The following is a 14546-nucleotide window of genomic DNA, read 5'->3' as shown; positions in this document are numbered from 1 at the left end:
GCAGAAAGAAAGGGGCATACGTGGTCGTGGAGAATCCAATCAAAACTTTTTTCTATTCCCCGGTGGTTTTAAAACGCATCTGAAAGTCTCTCAGTTCTTCCTGCACCACTGTCTTCCCCTCTCTTTCGTACCGTGCATGTACCTCTTTGTGTCCAGCTCTTGAGACTGGAATCAAGTTTGAATCTGAATAGAACAGGTCAGGTCTATCTTGCGATAATTCAATATGGTGTACCGTATCTGCTGTCACTATTCTGTTATGCTTGTACATCATGTAGATATCCAGCCCGTCATATTTGTCAAGCACAACCTGCCTCAGGTTCTTCCACCGTTGTGTGTGGTATTCTTTCTTTATTCCGGTTGGCTTTGCATACTCTCTGATGTTATTCTTTCTGCATAGGCATGTAGTCCCTGCTGGTACCCTACCCCCGCATCTGCTACATCGTTTGTATATCATGCCATCCCTCCTGTTCTCTGATAGCGGGAGACGGATTCGAACCGCCATTCCAGGCTAAGGAGGCCTGTAAGTTTCCGTTACTTTATCCCGCGGTAATTATGGACATTCTGAGATTTGAACTCAGGACCGTCCGGTTATGAGCCGGATGCTCTGACCAGCTGAGCTAAATGTCCGTAGCGTAGGAGCCACCTGCTCATAAAGAACAGATGGCTCCTATGTCAAGGAAAATCCATATGAGTCCGGTGTTAAACCGGAGCAGAACATCAGGATTCGAACCTGCGGCTCCATGGCTCACGCTCACTCCCTCTCGGTGAGATGTTCTGGTGATCTGCCAGGTGGGTACTGGCAGTCATCTAAGGGAAGGAGAACTCTGTATGATCTTCCACTGAGTTCAGTTTATACTATAACATATTAAAATCGGACATATCGGACAAAACGGACAATTTTACTTTTTTTCAAAAAATCTATTAAATTCTTTGCGAACGCCTTCTTCAGTTGCTCTTCTTCCCATCTTTCTAGCTACCTGCTGCCAGGTCAGTTCTTCAAAGACCTTGTACTTTATGATTCTCTGCATTCTGGGAGGGATTGTGTTTAGCCATCCTTCTACGTTTATCTTTAACTGCTCTGCCTGGGATTTTCTTTCTTCCAAAATCTTCTTCTGATATCGAAGCTGGCTGTCATCTGCATAGTTAAATGTTGTTCCCTGGATTTTAAAATGTTGTGGGTTATAAGGAAACTCAGGGTTGCTCCCGGACACATTTGTCTGTATCACTGTCTTTTTCTTTCTGTTTAGCTTCTTGATTTCCTCTTCTGTTTCTTTGATCAGCTCACAGGCATCTATGTACTGACTTAAGATATTCTTGTCCATCGGTATCGCTCCCCTTTCACAAATTCTTCAAATCTGTATCACATATTGCTCACATTTTCTGGATATATTATTACTTGTACAGAGCAAAGAGTAATTGCAAATAAAACTTTTTCTTTTTCATACTTTTAGCCGGGAGCTTTTGATAGTTCCCGGCCTCCTTCTTTTTATAGCTCTTTTTGGCAGAGTAAACAGCAACGCCTTAAATCTCTTAGCATCTATTCCTTTTCAAGTTTTATGTTTCTAATTCCGTACTCACATTTTAATCAGTAAAGCTTTTTACTCCCGTCTTTTATACCTTTCAATACGATATCCATTGCCTCGTTCAATGTTATATCCTTATCCTCAGCTATTTTTTCAGAAACCCACTCAAAGATAATCGTTAATAATGTCAACATTTCTAAAATGTTTCCGTTTGTAAATACTTTTCCCTTTTTTTTACGTATAACACTAAAAATAAATTTCATTTTTGACTCCTTTTCTACCTTATTGATATTTCTTAATTTTCTGATAAAATATAATAAAAACGAAAGGTTGTGATTTTATGTCAGAAGGATTTGATAAACTTGCTGGCGGTGTTGGAAAAGCTGTTGAAACTGTTCCTGATATTTATGATGATGCATTAAAACCAGCAGCTCAAGAATCAGGAAAAACTCTAGCGCTAATTCCTCGTGCCATAAATGCCGCATTATCCCCTCTACGCCAATGGATAGCTCAGAGAGAATACAATGTTGCTGAAACAGAAAAATTGCTGGCTAAAAAACTAGAGAATATAGAACCTGAAAAAATTGTATCTCCTGAGCCTTATGTAGCTGTGCCTGCGCTTCAGGCTATTTCGTATTCAATGAATAGTGATGAATTAAGAGAACTATACGCAAATTTACTTGCAAAATCCATGTGTATAGATACTAAAAATTCAGTCCATCCTTCTTTTGTTGAAATCATCAGGCAAATGTCTCCTTTAGACGCAGCTACATTTAAGATTATTCTCAATGCTGATTTGCGCCCATTAATTGATATGAAGATTAGATCTCCCAAAAGTGTAGGTGGTGGTACTAATACTATTTTCAGAAATGTATCTTGGATATTAACTTATCCTTATAAACAGCTCATGGTTTCATTCGATAATTTAGAGCGATTAAATTTAATCAATATATCCGATTCATATTATACGCATTCAGAAAATTATCAATTGGCAACTAATACATCTTTCTACGTTACCAATAAACACATAATTTTAAATAATCTCAAATCAGGAGAATCTTACGAAGAAGACAAAAAGGTGATGTTTGTTACTGACCTTGGTAATCTATTCGGTAATATATGTATTCAATAATTCTTTTAGGCCTTCTTTATTGAAGGCCTGTCTTTTTTCGTACATGCTACATGCCCTGATAAATATCTAAGTACAGTCATATTTAAGCTTCACTTGTTTGTTTAATTATATGTAAATCTCCTATTCTCTTAGTAATACCTTATCAAATATTACCTTCTGCATAATTTCAAAAACCAGATTCTCCACAAATCCCATTCGGCCCATAGCGGACTTTTTTTGGTCAGTGTTGTATCTACTTGATTTATTTTATATTTGCCGTAAATAGCATAATTACTATGATACGCATTCGATATTGCATATGCAGGACAGTCCAGTAGTTTTGCAGCTTCTTTAAGCAAAACTGTAGATGCAACAATCTGTCCTGTCTCCATGTTTTTTATTTCATATAGGTTCATTTCCTCTCCTCATAGAATCTACAGTCCTTGCAGTTCGTTCATTTACCTTTGATGATATGCATGTTCGGACAGGTGGGACGGGTGTATACTGCTACAGCTCCGATGTGTCCTGTACTATGTTTACATATTTCTGCTCTTTGTGCTATGTTCATATGTCCTCCTTAAATATATTCTTCAATCAGCCAGTGAAGTACCTCCAGCATACTCTTCTTTGTGATGCTGTTATGTGTAGGCATATCAATCACTTCCTGAATTGCTGTGATCTTGTCTTCTACTTCTGTTTCTTCGTTATGAATGTCTTTAAATATTGCACTTGCTTTTCCTATGTTCATTTATTCTTCCTCCAGATAGTTTTTTCCAAACGTCTTTACGAATTGTTCCCTGCTGCCACATTTCTCTTCAAATGCTCTCTGACCAATCCGCTGCAAAGTAATTCGGACTTCTTTGTTTCTATGTACGGCTATATCTGAAGTTCTATGACATTCCGGGCAAAGATATACGGTTAAGCCATATTGCTCGGAGTATTTGCGGTTTGCGCTGCCATAGATGTGATGGCGTTCTGTATAGCCTGTTTTGCCACAAATGAAGCACCGATTCTTCATGTCTCTGTCTATGATGCTTTTGTGGTGCTTCTTCCGTTTTTTTCTGGTGGATTCTTTAGGAAATAATAATTCTCCCTGTTTCATCTGGTATACCTCCTTGCTTCTCTGAGTAGATAATTCCTGTTCTGAATATTCCGGTTAAAGTCTTCTACTGTTCTGGTGGCTTCCTGCTTCTTTAGGGCTGCCAGACCTCCCCAGGGCTTGCCGATAAAAACATGGTAGTCCAGGCTGGTGTAGATTAAACAGTCCGGAGGATTCCATCCCATGGTTTTTCGGAATAGTTTCTTTTTCTGTCTTTTATTCATTTTCTGTCGCCTTTCTTATATCCCAGCAAGTGGAGACGGACGGTATCAAATTCCTGAAGCAATGCGATATCCTTCACTCTGCTTAATTTCCGATCAACTCTGTGCATTTCGTACTTCCTGAAGATTAAATCTCCGGAGGTCCTTGCATTGTTCGCCTGTGCTTTTGAGCAGTTTAAACCTTCCACTATTTCTGCAAATGTTGCATTGCCTATCACCAGATTGCCTGATCTATCTGTTACATCGTATAAAAATGGGATCATTTCCGCCCTCCTCTCAGTGTCCGGCCAGAAATGTATTCATCATCCTTGCTTTCCATTCCGGAACTTCTTTGGTTTTCCATTTTGCGCACCAGTCGTCATCTTCTACCATGCGTCCAATGCGATCGCAGAAACCATTATCATTCTCTTTACAGGTTTCGCATATCTGTTCCTTCCTGCTCATGCTTTTAAATTTCCTTTCCTTCTTCTGCATTTTGTTTCTCCTTTCTCCTTCCTGTGATCTGACAGGCTCACACAGGAAGGATGTATCTATGTGAATTTTAGGGCACCCTTTTTTAGTGACCGAATCGGTCATTTATCTGTATTTGTAAATCTCTTTTATATTTTTGAGCTGTACTGTCTTAGGTCTTTTCCCTCCCTGGCTATACTGAAATCCGGTATCTGTAATCTTTGCAATTGTTGCACTTCCAAATCCACCGCCTTCATGTCCAGACGCTTTGTTAAAAGTTACTCCTACTGTATCTCCCACTTTGAATTTCTGTCCGTTGTCGTCAATTATTATTTTTTCTGTTCTGTAATTCATTTTTGAATCTCCTTCAAGAATTCCACAAGTTCTGTTTCGCTGTTTTGATATTTGTTGTATCTGGAATGGTAGCTCCATCCTTTGTCGTTCTTGCATTCCGGCTTTGGTCCTCCTACAAGGTGCATGTAATGGTGTTCCCCTGGCGTATACCACTGGCTTTTTTCTGATGGATCCGGAGCAAATTCTTCTACGATCAGACGGGCGCCGTTCGCGAAATCGTATTTGTAGTATTTGATTCCTACGTTCTTGTCCTCGTACCAGAGTCCCCAGCTCTTATAATTCCTTAGCCATTCCTTGCGTTGATCATTGTTTTTCATGATTGGAAGAGGCGGCTGTTCTGATTCTTCTGGTTCTTCCTTGCAGTCTTCTACAAGATTTTTAATAATTCTCAATCCTCCAACAATCAGCTGCTGTTTCAGGATTGTCATGTGCGGTAAGCCAGGATCTTCTTTTTCTGTTTTAAGAAATTCTTTGAGTCTTCTTTCTTCATCGTACAGATATCCGATAATTTCTACATCTGTAGGTACCGGGATGTCTTTTAAATCTTCCGGCCATGCATCTGGGATTTTATCTGCATTTCTCAGATGTTTTACCATCTCGGTGGAATCGCCGGAATGGTCTTCCTGTTGCTTTTTGTCCGGTGTTTCTGCTGCCGACTGGCAGCTCTTTTCCGGAATATTCTCTGCTGGTCGATGAACTGAAGCATTGCATTCGTATCCGCAAGTTCCATGTTTCTCACAGCTCCAACAGCATTTTCTATTACAATTTTCTCCATCCCCTGCCGCCGTTTTCTGAGCTTCTTCAAGAGTACAGGTGAATCCTTCTCGATGAATACACTTTCCTACATTGGTTTCTTTCTTTTCCGGCTTCTCAGGTGCATCAATTGTGGTCATTTTGACCGGTTTCTTTGTGGAGTAGCGTCTGATCAGTTCTTCGGTCAGCTCCTGCCAGGTCATTTCTTTCTCTTCCAGGCTGTCTGGGTTGAATGTGATCCTATCCGGATGTCCCTGATAGTTTAGATATCCATTTCTGTGCTTTACATAGCAATAGAGCATACTGATCATCTTTGTTCCCATCAGCTTGTCTCCATTGCGGATCCGAGCTGTTGTGTTCTTTTTCAGACTGTCAAAGAATCTTTCTATCTGCAGTTCTACGGGAATTGGCGTCTCGTCTTCTGTGGGCTTCTGCTGCCTGGTTGCCTGCTCTATTGTCATCTGTCCCGGAATGTCTGCATTTAATGCCTGCTGATCCTTCAGGAGTTGAATATCTGGAAGGGTCAGGATTTTGTTCTTCATGTACATCTCGTATGCTATCTTCTGCAGTTCCGGTTCCAGAGACGCTGCAGCATCTGCCACAGAAATGTTAATCTCTCCATCCTGAAACTCTTCCATCAGTTCCTCTGACAGATGATTGCTAATGTTCTTGTAACGACCGAACTGAGCGTTTGACACTCCAAGAAGTTCTTTTAAATTCTCTCTGACTGTTCCAGTGATTCCAACCTTCTCTTTCAGCCCCTTAACAATCTTCTCCATCTCCAGAGCTTCCTGCATTCTTTCCCAGTCGTTTTTATCTCTGTAATTGTTTGCCTGAATTACCTTAAATTGTCTCAAGAATGGCGTGATTGCTTCTCTCTGCTCTGGTGTCAGTTCTTTGTCCTCTGAAACATTGATTTCCGCAGCATACATGCACGGAACCTTCTCGAATCTGGTGTCCCCTTCTTCGATCAGTTCTATGCAACATAATCTTCTACGATGTCCGGCAAGTACTTTATCTTCTCCATCTACATTCTCTATCAGAATTGGCTGCATCAGGTACCCTGTGATCTTTATCGACGCCTTGAGTTTGCTGATATTTTTTGTCGTGTAGAAATTCTCCTGAGTCGGCACCAGTTCTCTAGGATCCTTGTATATGATTGCCTGCTTCTCTTTTCTTTCCGGCAAGGACCGCTTTGACAGCATGTCCAGCGCACTAAATTTCTCTCTTCCCATTGTTACCTCCCTATCATCTGCAGATATTCCTCTACAAGTGTCTGATAGTCTTCTGCTGCCGCCGATCGCTTGCTATATAACACAACCGGCGTTCTGGCATATGTACTCTTTGCAACTGCCAGAGAATTTCTGATCACCGTCTCCATCGTCGGATACCATTCCCTTATAATCTCCGCTCCCTGGCTATGCGCTTCGTTGTATTTGTTATACTTGCTGATAAAGCACTTTACATTCTCCAGATCAGGATTTAATTCGCATTTAATCTCATCGATCTGATCCAGAAGCTCATCCATGCCTTCTGTCGTGTTATCGTCAACTTCCACCGGAATCAGGACGTCATCTGCTGCCGTCAGCGCATTGATAACGGATACATTGATATCCGGAGCATTATCGATCACACAGAAATCGTAATTATCTTTCACCTGCTGCAGGGCATTTTTTAGTCTGGTCTGCTGAGGTCTTACACGGTCCATCGTCACTTCCATATTTGCTGTCAGAAGGTTCAGATTCGCAGTGATCACATCTAAATTCTCGTAATCTGTTTTCTGGATCAGGCTTGCCATATCCGGTTTCTTGTCAACCATTATCTTGTCTATTCCTGCTCCTTCCTGAGTACGTCGGTTCATCCCCCTCGAGCAGTCTCCCTGTTTGTCGTTATCTACAAGAAGGACTCTCTTGCCCTTTGCAGAAAGAATGTAAGCAATATTGATGCTTGAGGTGGTCTTTGCCACCCCGCCTTTTAAATTGATGATTGCAATTGTTCTCATAATCGTTCCCCTTTTCCTGTTATTCTTTTCTTATTCCACAGCTACAGCCGTCTCCGGGTTTCAAGGCTCTGCATATCCTGCTGCTGCAACAATAGCTTGCCTCATCCGACTGTGAGTACCATCTGTCCTCGCATTCTTCGCAGAACACGATGTTTTTATATTTGTTTATAAGTTTCGCTGCCTGGCTATGGCCAAAATTATTAATTTCGTTGTACTCATTCAGTACTGCACAGTGAAATCTCCCGTGTTCGCAATGCTCTGCACAGTGTTCTTCCAGTTCTTCCTGGTCCTTGATCTGTTCCGGATATTTACAGAGGTGATCGCAGATATACTCTGAAAATTCATTCATGATAGATTCCATGACGTTTTTTTCTTTCTCTGTCTGCTCTTTGCATCCATTCCGGTTTTCCTTTGACTGGTTCATCTTCAAACCATATCCCTCCCTGTTCGTCTTTATAGTATGTAAACCGGGTACCTGATCTAATAATGGTACCCAGGCATTCCATTGTTCTTTGATCCTGTTCCAGTCTTAGGCTCCAGCCTTTGCCCCATAGTTCTTCTGCATTCATCTTTTCTCTTTTCCATCTCCTCCTGCAGCCACCCGGAGTAACTGTGTTTCTCAGTCTTTTCTGACAATTGGTGTGCATCAGGAAGGGCATGGACGGCCGCATATACCCGCTGCCATTCTTCTGCATTCCTGATCGGTTCTCCTTTGGTGTCTTTCCATCCGGATCCGGCCAGTTCTTCCAACTTCGGGATCCTACTGCTTACATATACATCCCGGGTATGTACGCAGATCTCCGAAGGTACTGTCATGCGTTCCAGGGCTTCTGCCAGTGTGAGCAGAACTGTCTGGTGATAGGTTCCCTTGTAATGTCCGAAGCCCTCTCTGGTCTTTTCCTCATTGTGCACCAGTACTGAGAGGACATATCCACATTTTCTGTCTGTAATTCCCTGGAAAATACTGCTGGTTTCAAGATATATATCTACATGTGTCATTTCATCCCCCCCTCGTCTATCCTTATAAGGGTATAGTGCCGGTATGCATATCCTGTGTAGGGGTTAATCCCCATTTTCACAGACTCCGGATCCACGTAATATCCTTTCGGAGCTTTCGGGTAGATTGGCTGTTTGTGCCGGTCCACCAGATTTCTTCTTTTTATCTCTTTTTGCTTAGGTTCTTTCCGGATCAGGTTACGGGAGCAACTATATCTCTTAATTTCGTCCGGTTCATGTTCTTCCAGAGGCTTTGTGATATACTCTGAAAGTTTCACATATCCTCCGGCATCATAGAGAGATGCGAAATATACATGCCCGTTCTCCCACAGTTCTGATATGATCCTGTCTGTTCCTGTCTCCTGATCTGCTTCTCGGTTTACCAGAAGGTGCACATGGGGACCGCCTTTCTTTCCAATTGCCAGGCGGTAAATATATTTCAGTTCCCATCCCTTTTTCTTATATTTCAGTCGGACTTTTCTGATCAGCTTCGCAAGATCTTTCTTCATCTGTTCCCACGCGGGGCGTTCCCCCTTCTTGTATGTGAGAGTCATCCAGTAATCGCCCGAAGAGAAGTTCCACTTAATCAGTCTTCTTACATCCCTCTCTCGTCTCCACTGATTCTGTTTGGCAATCTCTTCCGGGGTGGCTTTCTTTTTCTCTTCTCTTTCCTGTCCCCTGGCTCCATACCTTCCGGTATGCTTTTCCTCTATCTCCATGGTACTCCCAAAGTCCCATATCTCCCTTATGTATGCCCACCTCATATAAGTACTCCTGTCGTAAGTCTAATACCCCTAATCGAGCTTTTAAGAGACGTATTGTCTCGAAAAAAGGTTAAAAATATGGCAGGTTCACTCCTGCCGGAATTGACATTCCGCCGCCTGAGTGTTATACTTGTTGTATTGCAATTGTCTCAGGTGGCGAAAGCCCGGCTCATGTATTCCCGTACATGAGCTTTTTATTTTCTTTTCAGCGTGTCTGCGTATGCTCTGGCAGCCGCCTCGGTCATATTCGCGTTGAACGTGCCTGATTTACTTGAGTAACTCATTCCGTCAAACAGTCTCTGTGCCATATGTGTTGCTTTTGGATCAATTTTCTGTATAGCTTCCGTAAACATCTTCAGTGCTGCAATGGCAAAGATCAGATCTCCACCCGGCATAACCGCTACGGCATCCTGAATCTTATCCGCATACATCTGCGTGCGTTCTTCGCAGAGTTTTTTCATTTCTTCTGCGTCGGCTGTCTGAATTTTCTGCACAAATTCCAGATAGTCTCCAAAATCTTTTCTCAGCATCTTCATTTTCTCCTTGCTTTTTCGTTGGTTTTGTTTTATACTTTTCGTAAATCAAATTATTTTCTTTTTTATAAGCCTCTCATGTTTGCAGACGTGAGGGCTTTTTTAATTACTTTTCTCTTCTCCTGCAGCCAGATCAGGATCGCCAGACACGTGATACTTAGCACTATTGTTCCGGCAAAGAGTTCCAATCTTGTGTTCCAGTCCCAGATCGGGAGCAGGGCGGTTATGTATCCGATCAGCAGAGATATGATCATCTTGCGCTCCAATTTTCTCGCCTCCCTTCATTTATGCATGCTTGTCCTTCTTTCTCCGCCTTAACCGGCGGCTTTTCTTTCATAGTTCATGCTCAGAAGAAGTTCATCCTGTCTCTGGATGAGCAGGCATTTGATTTCTTCTTCTGACATATCACTGGCTTTGTGCTGAATTCCATTAATACGGATATTTCTTGTTACCAGTTTTAATTCTGACATCTTCCTCACCTCTTCTTTATGGTATGGGAAATGATATGTATGGGTTACTGTTTATAAAAATTTAAGCAGTTTGTCGAACGGCCTTTGTTGACTTCTCTTTGTTTCTCTCCTATTCTTGTATTACAGGGTACTGGCATACCCGAGTACATACAGAAAGGAGGAAAATCGTATCATGTATCGTTTTTCCAAAAATGAAAAAGATATCTTGAAATCGGCTTATAAAAACCTCGCCGAAAACGGCACGCACAGAAACGCATTTTTGATGAAAAGTTCTGAATTAGCCGTGTATATCAATGCTCTCCGTTCATTAGCCGGCGAAGGTTATATTAAGCCTATTTCTGATAACTTTTTCGATTCTACGCTTTCTTTGAAGTATGAGTATGATCTGACTTCAAAAGGCGAGTCTGCAGCGGAATCTCTAACTTAACAGTCAAAGCAGGTGTCTCTGCATCTCCTACCGATATAGAGACGCCTGAAAGATAAGGAGCCAGGTCCTTCCCTTCCATTTCTTTAATAAAATCAAGAAATGCTTCGCATTGTTTTATTTTCTTTGTCCACTCAGGTTCAAAGAACATTGCGTCCGATAATGTATCTTTATATTCTGGTTCGGTTTGTTTTTCCCATTTTGGAAACCATGCTGCTTCCATAACTGGATTACTTGACACTTCTCTCACCTCTTTTCTTTCTAGATATCCAATCATTGACTTTTGTTTGTTTTTCTCCTATTCTGATATTACAGCCATTGTAGTGCCTGACTTTACAGAAAGGAGGAACGTGAAAGGTTTAATACTATTATCGCGTCACATACCGGATATTGTCCGTATTCCTGCGAGAACAGAACTATTTTGATAGAGTTTTTCAAAGTACCAGTTTCAAAATCTTTGGCTTCTGGATACAAACGAAAAAATTTTGACTGTTCTTTTAAGAACGATTGTCCGTATTGCGATGGCAAGCGTGGTTGTTCTTTATATCAGGAAGCAACGCTTTGATTTGGGGCGAGTGTGTTTGCGGCACACTCGCTTTCATAATCCTTTCCATGCATATGTACCATCGTCAAATTTTGTGAAGCATTCAGTTCCAGCACTCTCCAGAATTTTTTCAACAAGAGTTTTTTCTGTCTTTTCATTCTGAAGAATCAAATTGACAGCTCTTTCCAAAAGAGCATTTTCTGCCATCACCTTTTCAATGTACTTTGAAGGAAATATTTCAAAGTCTTCGATGCTTCTTTTTTTTATAACTGTATTAATGGTTGGTGTCCTTCTCTCACCTCTTTCTGGATATCCAATCATTGACTTTCATTTGTTTTTCTCCTATTCTGTAGTCGTATAACTCGTGTTAATAAAATTGAAAGGAGTCTTTATGGATAACATTTTTCTAAGCAATGAATCTTATGAAACTTTACAAAAACTCGCCAATTCTTCAGTAAATACATCAAGCACTGCTTTCTCTGATTCATGTATCAATCAATTACTTGAGTACGGTTTAATAGAAAACCACGTAATTGACTATGACTTAACCACCGATGTAGCAACCCCTGTCTTTTCAGAGTATTCCGTTACAGAAAAAGGAATCGGCTATCTCTCTGTAAGGCAGACTCAAGAAGAAAATATCAGTATGTTCAAGTCCATGGTTGCATCTGTCGAAAAGCAAGCTGACGCATCTAAAAAGCAGGCAGATCTGGCTCAAGCGGCTGCTGAACACGCAGAAGCTGAAGCAAAGATTGCACGACGAGATGCTCTTTTCTCAAAAATTTTAGCTATCCTTGCGATCATCGTCGCTCTTGCCGCCCCTTTTCTTTCCGCGTATGCTACTTCAATTGTAAATATGCTTTCACAAATGCTGAAATAATCTGAGCAAGTGAGATACCGATACTTGCCAGTGCTATGTAAATTGCCTGGTGAGTATCTCTTCTTGCTTTTCTGATTCTTTCCTCTGTTGTTTTCTCTTTTTCGTTCTTGAATAGCTTCATTGTTTTCTCACCTCCCTGTTTTATCGTTTAGCTCTTTCTTCGCTGCAAGAATGAAATCTTCTGTTGTATGTCGAAGCAAAGGTTCTAATGTATTAAGAAAATCGCAATTGCATTCCGGCATATACTGACATTGACTGCACGCTTCTCCAAAGTCTGCTTCTCTGTGTTCTGCGCATTGATGGAATAATTCACTGATATGGCGAACTGCGCAGTCAATTGCCACTTTTTCTTCCTGAGCTAATACAGTTGTTTTGTTTTTCATTTATCCCACCTCTTTCTTAACGTCTTTTTTCAACATGTTGAACTATGTCTCAAAAAAAATATCCACAACTCTTTTGTTCATAGCACGCGCAATTCTAAGTAATGTTTCTGTAGTTGTTACTGTAATTGTACCGTTCTCTAAACCTGAAATGATTGTTCTGGATACACCAGATTTTTTAGATAACTCTTCTTGAGACATATTTATTTCATTTCTACATTCTCTTATTTTGAATCCCATTATACTATCCCCCTTTCTGTTCATCATGTTGAACTAGCTGTATAGTATCATTTGTCGAACTGTTTGTCAAGTATGTTGAACATTTTTGTTGACTTTTATTTTTTGCTATTGTACAATATACTAAACAATAAAAGGTGGTGCATAAATGACCCTGGGAGATATCATAAAAAAATATCGCAAAGAAAATAATATTAGCATGAGCGAATTTGCAAGCAACTGTTCACTCAGCAAAGGTTATATTTCTATGTTAGAAAATAATATAAACCCTAGAAATAACAAACCAATTTCTCCTACTCTTCCATCAATATCCAAGGTTGCTTCTGGAATGGGAATTGAACTCGATACACTTTTGAAAATGATGGGAAATGAACAAACTGTAGATCTTACTTGCGAACATAACTCAGTACCTGACTTAAACAAACCCAAAACGCTTGACGTAATTATTGAAAAATGTGAAGAACCTAGTTCTAAAAGTCAAATCCAACGCTTCTCTCGTTATGCTAAGCTTTATAGTTTATATACTCAATTATCTTCATCTAATAAAGATAAGGTGTTTATTTATACGAAGAACCTTCTCTCCACCCAGCAGATGGAAGAAGATCTTCTTGCAGCTCATGCCCGGACGGATGTAGAACAGACACCTGAAGGCGTTCAGCATGATCTGGATATTATGAATGATGATTCAAAATGGGAGGAATGATATGGCATTAGATATATTGGAATTGCGTAAACTATGTATACCTAAAAACATTCGTATTACACTCCATGCAGCTAAAAGGCTGGAACAGCGCGGGATATTCTTAAAAGATGTAATATCCTGTATTATGAATGGAGAAATCATCGAACAATATCCAGATGATTATCCTTATCCCAGTTGTTTAATTCTGGGGATGAGCATCGAAGATAAATATCTTCATGTAGTCATCGGAAATCACGAATCGGATTTGTTCCTTATAACAGCTTATTTCCCAAGTTTTGATAAATGGGAATCTGATTTCAAGACCAGAAAGGAGAACGCATAATGACTTGTTTTTACTGCAAAGGTAATATTGAATCTTCTACAACAACTTACATGACTGATTATCAGGGATGCTATATCATTATCAAGAACGTTCCTTGCGAAAAGTGTTCTCAATGTGGGGAAGAATACTTAAATGGTGAAACACTTGAACGAATCGAAGAAATTATTCAAAAAGTTAAAGGTATGCTGACTGAAATTGCAGTTGTTGACTACAAACAAACAGCTTAAAGAAAACCGTTTTATTTTAATTGCTAAAGGGGTGATCCCAGTTGAATTACGAACAATTACTGACTGCTGCCGATCAGGAAGGATTGCTTGTCAAAGAGCAGCCACTTACTGGGCATGACGGCCTGATCCGCGGCAGTCGGATAGCAATCCGAAAGGATATAGAAACACAAGCAGAAAAATCTTGTGTGCTTGCCGAAGAAATCGGGCATTATCGCACCAGCTCCGGAAACATTTTAGACCAGAATAAGGTAGAAAGCCGAAAACAGGAGTATCGAGCTCGACTTTATGGGTACAATCTAAAGATTGGGCTTGCCGGCCTGATCAGTGCTTATGAAGCAGGATGCAGAAATCTTTATGAGATGGCTGAATATCTGAACGCTACGGAAGAATATTTAAAAGAGGCTATACAGTGTTACCATTCTAAATACGGTGTATACGCTGTTGTCGATAATTATGTCATTTATTTCGAACCATTTGCGGTGATACATATGATTTCATCAACAGATTAAAGAATGGAGCTATTATTACCAGATTCGCTTTTGGAAGAATATAA

The 14546-nt window shown here is 40.5% G+C and carries 29 protein-coding genes and 2 tRNA genes; 6 read left to right on the top strand and 25 right to left on the bottom strand.

From position 1 onward, the window contains the following. Positions 1 to 52: 52 nt before the first annotated feature. The 5 genes from LJE11_RS10010 to LJE11_RS09990 form a co-directional block, all read right to left on the bottom strand. Entirely contained in the window at positions 53 to 454 is a 402-nt protein-coding gene (locus LJE11_RS10010) for a hypothetical protein (RefSeq protein ID WP_227218012.1), read from the bottom strand. Between the two features lie 21 nt (positions 455 to 475). Next, positions 476 to 546 (bottom strand) — tRNA-Arg (locus LJE11_RS10005). 7 nt (positions 547 to 553) lie between these two features. Next, positions 554 to 627 (bottom strand) — tRNA-Ile (locus tag LJE11_RS10000). Positions 628 to 899: 272 nt separating this feature from the next. Beyond that, a complete protein-coding gene (locus tag LJE11_RS09995; protein ID WP_227218013.1) occupies positions 900 to 1322 on the bottom strand; it encodes an RNA polymerase subunit sigma-70 in 423 nt (140 codons plus the stop codon). Between the two features lie 263 nt (positions 1323 to 1585). Then, positions 1586 to 1786, bottom strand: a complete 201-nt coding sequence (locus tag LJE11_RS09990; RefSeq protein WP_119243488.1) for a hypothetical protein — start codon at positions 1784 to 1786, stop codon at positions 1586 to 1588. Positions 1787 to 1863: 77 nt separating this feature from the next. On the opposite strand from LJE11_RS09990, the gene LJE11_RS09985 reads away from it, so the two are divergent. Further along, positions 1864 to 2655 carry a DUF4393 domain-containing protein gene (locus tag LJE11_RS09985; RefSeq protein WP_119243489.1) on the top strand — a complete coding sequence of 264 codons (792 nt, stop codon included), beginning with the start codon at positions 1864 to 1866 and terminating at the stop codon, positions 2653 to 2655. A gap of 149 nt (positions 2656 to 2804) precedes the next feature. Here LJE11_RS09985 and LJE11_RS09980 read toward each other — a convergent pair whose 3' ends face one another. The 17 genes from LJE11_RS09980 to LJE11_RS09900 form a co-directional block, all read right to left on the bottom strand. Then, entirely contained in the window at positions 2805 to 3050 is a 246-nt protein-coding gene (locus LJE11_RS09980; RefSeq protein WP_119243490.1) for a hypothetical protein, read from the bottom strand. 161 nt (positions 3051 to 3211) lie between these two features. Next, complete coding sequence (locus LJE11_RS09975) at positions 3212 to 3382, bottom strand: hypothetical protein (RefSeq protein WP_227218014.1); 171 nt, start codon at positions 3380 to 3382, stop codon at positions 3212 to 3214. Further along, positions 3383 to 3736: a hypothetical protein gene (locus LJE11_RS09970; protein ID WP_227218015.1), complete on the bottom strand. Its 354-nt coding sequence runs from the start codon at positions 3734 to 3736 to the stop codon at positions 3383 to 3385. After that, positions 3733 to 3957, bottom strand: a complete 225-nt coding sequence (locus LJE11_RS09965) for a hypothetical protein (protein ID WP_227218016.1) — start codon at positions 3955 to 3957, stop codon at positions 3733 to 3735. The genes LJE11_RS09970 and LJE11_RS09965 overlap by 4 nt, the downstream gene beginning before the upstream one ends. Beyond that, positions 3954 to 4217 (bottom strand): hypothetical protein, encoded by a 264-nt coding sequence (locus LJE11_RS09960; protein ID WP_119243493.1) that lies wholly within the window; start codon positions 4215 to 4217, stop codon positions 3954 to 3956. The genes LJE11_RS09965 and LJE11_RS09960 overlap by 4 nt, the downstream gene beginning before the upstream one ends. Before the next feature lie 13 nt (positions 4218 to 4230). Then, positions 4231 to 4428 (bottom strand): hypothetical protein, encoded by a 198-nt coding sequence (locus LJE11_RS09955; protein WP_227218017.1) that lies wholly within the window; start codon positions 4426 to 4428, stop codon positions 4231 to 4233. Between the two features lie 102 nt (positions 4429 to 4530). Continuing rightward, positions 4531 to 4758, bottom strand: coding sequence for a hypothetical protein (locus LJE11_RS09950; RefSeq protein WP_227218018.1), 228 nt, complete (start codon positions 4756 to 4758; stop codon positions 4531 to 4533). Continuing rightward, positions 4755 to 6746 (bottom strand): ParB/RepB/Spo0J family partition protein, encoded by a 1992-nt coding sequence (locus tag LJE11_RS09945; RefSeq protein WP_227218019.1) that lies wholly within the window; start codon positions 6744 to 6746, stop codon positions 4755 to 4757. The genes LJE11_RS09950 and LJE11_RS09945 overlap by 4 nt, the downstream gene beginning before the upstream one ends. 2 nt (positions 6747 to 6748) lie before the next feature. Beyond that, complete coding sequence (locus tag LJE11_RS09940; RefSeq protein ID WP_227218020.1) at positions 6749 to 7513, bottom strand: ParA family protein; 765 nt, start codon at positions 7511 to 7513, stop codon at positions 6749 to 6751. 19 nt (positions 7514 to 7532) lie between these two features. Then, complete coding sequence (locus tag LJE11_RS09935; RefSeq protein WP_227218021.1) at positions 7533 to 7943, bottom strand: hypothetical protein; 411 nt, start codon at positions 7941 to 7943, stop codon at positions 7533 to 7535. A 50-nt stretch (positions 7944 to 7993) separates the two neighbouring features. After that, positions 7994 to 8512: a hypothetical protein gene (locus LJE11_RS09930; protein ID WP_227218022.1), complete on the bottom strand. Its 519-nt coding sequence runs from the start codon at positions 8510 to 8512 to the stop codon at positions 7994 to 7996. After that, positions 8509 to 9273 carry a rolling circle replication-associated protein gene (locus LJE11_RS09925; protein WP_227218023.1) on the bottom strand — a complete coding sequence of 255 codons (765 nt, stop codon included), beginning with the start codon at positions 9271 to 9273 and terminating at the stop codon, positions 8509 to 8511. The genes LJE11_RS09930 and LJE11_RS09925 overlap by 4 nt, the downstream gene beginning before the upstream one ends. A gap of 194 nt (positions 9274 to 9467) precedes the next feature. Next, a complete protein-coding gene (locus LJE11_RS09920; RefSeq protein WP_227218024.1) occupies positions 9468 to 9803 on the bottom strand; it encodes a hypothetical protein in 336 nt (111 codons plus the stop codon). 68 nt (positions 9804 to 9871) lie between these two features. After that, a complete protein-coding gene (locus LJE11_RS09915; protein ID WP_227218025.1) occupies positions 9872 to 10072 on the bottom strand; it encodes a hypothetical protein in 201 nt (66 codons plus the stop codon). Positions 10073 to 10120: 48 nt separating this feature from the next. Then, positions 10121 to 10276 carry a hypothetical protein gene (locus LJE11_RS09910; RefSeq protein WP_173697640.1) on the bottom strand — a complete coding sequence of 52 codons (156 nt, stop codon included), beginning with the start codon at positions 10274 to 10276 and terminating at the stop codon, positions 10121 to 10123. A 356-nt stretch (positions 10277 to 10632) separates the two neighbouring features. Further along, complete coding sequence (locus LJE11_RS09905; RefSeq protein ID WP_119243501.1) at positions 10633 to 10941, bottom strand: hypothetical protein; 309 nt, start codon at positions 10939 to 10941, stop codon at positions 10633 to 10635. Positions 10942 to 11298: 357 nt separating this feature from the next. Further along, the gene (locus LJE11_RS09900) at positions 11299 to 11565 is read right to left on the bottom strand and encodes a hypothetical protein (RefSeq protein WP_227218026.1); all 267 of its coding nucleotides are present in this window, start codon (positions 11563 to 11565) and stop codon (positions 11299 to 11301) included. A 70-nt stretch (positions 11566 to 11635) separates the two neighbouring features. Here LJE11_RS09900 and LJE11_RS09895 point away from each other — a divergent pair, with 70 nt between their 5' ends. Next, positions 11636 to 12124, top strand: coding sequence for a hypothetical protein (locus LJE11_RS09895; RefSeq protein ID WP_227218027.1), 489 nt, complete (start codon positions 11636 to 11638; stop codon positions 12122 to 12124). Here LJE11_RS09895 and LJE11_RS09890 read toward each other — a convergent pair. From LJE11_RS09890 to LJE11_RS09880, 3 genes are read right to left on the bottom strand one after another with little or no spacing between them, the layout of a single operon-like run. After that, positions 12084 to 12245, bottom strand: a complete 162-nt coding sequence (locus LJE11_RS09890; protein ID WP_182437398.1) for a hypothetical protein — start codon at positions 12243 to 12245, stop codon at positions 12084 to 12086. The two genes, LJE11_RS09895 and LJE11_RS09890, sit on opposite strands and share 41 nt — an antisense overlap. A gap of 7 nt (positions 12246 to 12252) precedes the next feature. Beyond that, a complete protein-coding gene (locus LJE11_RS09885; protein WP_227218028.1) occupies positions 12253 to 12507 on the bottom strand; it encodes a hypothetical protein in 255 nt (84 codons plus the stop codon). 42 nt (positions 12508 to 12549) lie between these two features. Further along, positions 12550 to 12744 carry a helix-turn-helix transcriptional regulator gene (locus LJE11_RS09880; RefSeq protein ID WP_119243506.1) on the bottom strand — a complete coding sequence of 65 codons (195 nt, stop codon included), beginning with the start codon at positions 12742 to 12744 and terminating at the stop codon, positions 12550 to 12552. A gap of 145 nt (positions 12745 to 12889) precedes the next feature. Between LJE11_RS09880 and LJE11_RS09875 the strand changes: the two genes are divergently transcribed. The 4 genes from LJE11_RS09875 to LJE11_RS09860 are packed head-to-tail and all read left to right on the top strand — an operon-like array spanning position 12890 to position 14502. Continuing rightward, complete coding sequence (locus LJE11_RS09875; protein WP_119243507.1) at positions 12890 to 13444, top strand: helix-turn-helix domain-containing protein; 555 nt, start codon at positions 12890 to 12892, stop codon at positions 13442 to 13444. A 1-nt stretch (position 13445) separates the two neighbouring features. Continuing rightward, positions 13446 to 13766 (top strand): DUF4258 domain-containing protein, encoded by a 321-nt coding sequence (locus LJE11_RS09870; RefSeq protein ID WP_173697130.1) that lies wholly within the window; start codon positions 13446 to 13448, stop codon positions 13764 to 13766. Then, positions 13766 to 13993, top strand: coding sequence for a type II toxin-antitoxin system MqsA family antitoxin (locus LJE11_RS09865; protein WP_008704146.1), 228 nt, complete (start codon positions 13766 to 13768; stop codon positions 13991 to 13993). The genes LJE11_RS09870 and LJE11_RS09865 overlap by 1 nt, the downstream gene beginning before the upstream one ends. Positions 13994 to 14034: 41 nt before the next feature. Continuing rightward, positions 14035 to 14502: a hypothetical protein gene (locus LJE11_RS09860; protein ID WP_173697129.1), complete on the top strand. Its 468-nt coding sequence runs from the start codon at positions 14035 to 14037 to the stop codon at positions 14500 to 14502. The last annotated feature ends 44 nt before the right edge of the window (positions 14503 to 14546 follow it).

This window comes from Blautia sp. DFI.1.216, assembly GCF_020594215.1.
Taxonomy (GTDB): domain Bacteria; phylum Bacillota; class Clostridia; order Lachnospirales; family Lachnospiraceae; genus Blautia_A; species Blautia_A wexlerae.
This window is presented reverse-complemented; position numbering and strand designations above follow the sequence as displayed.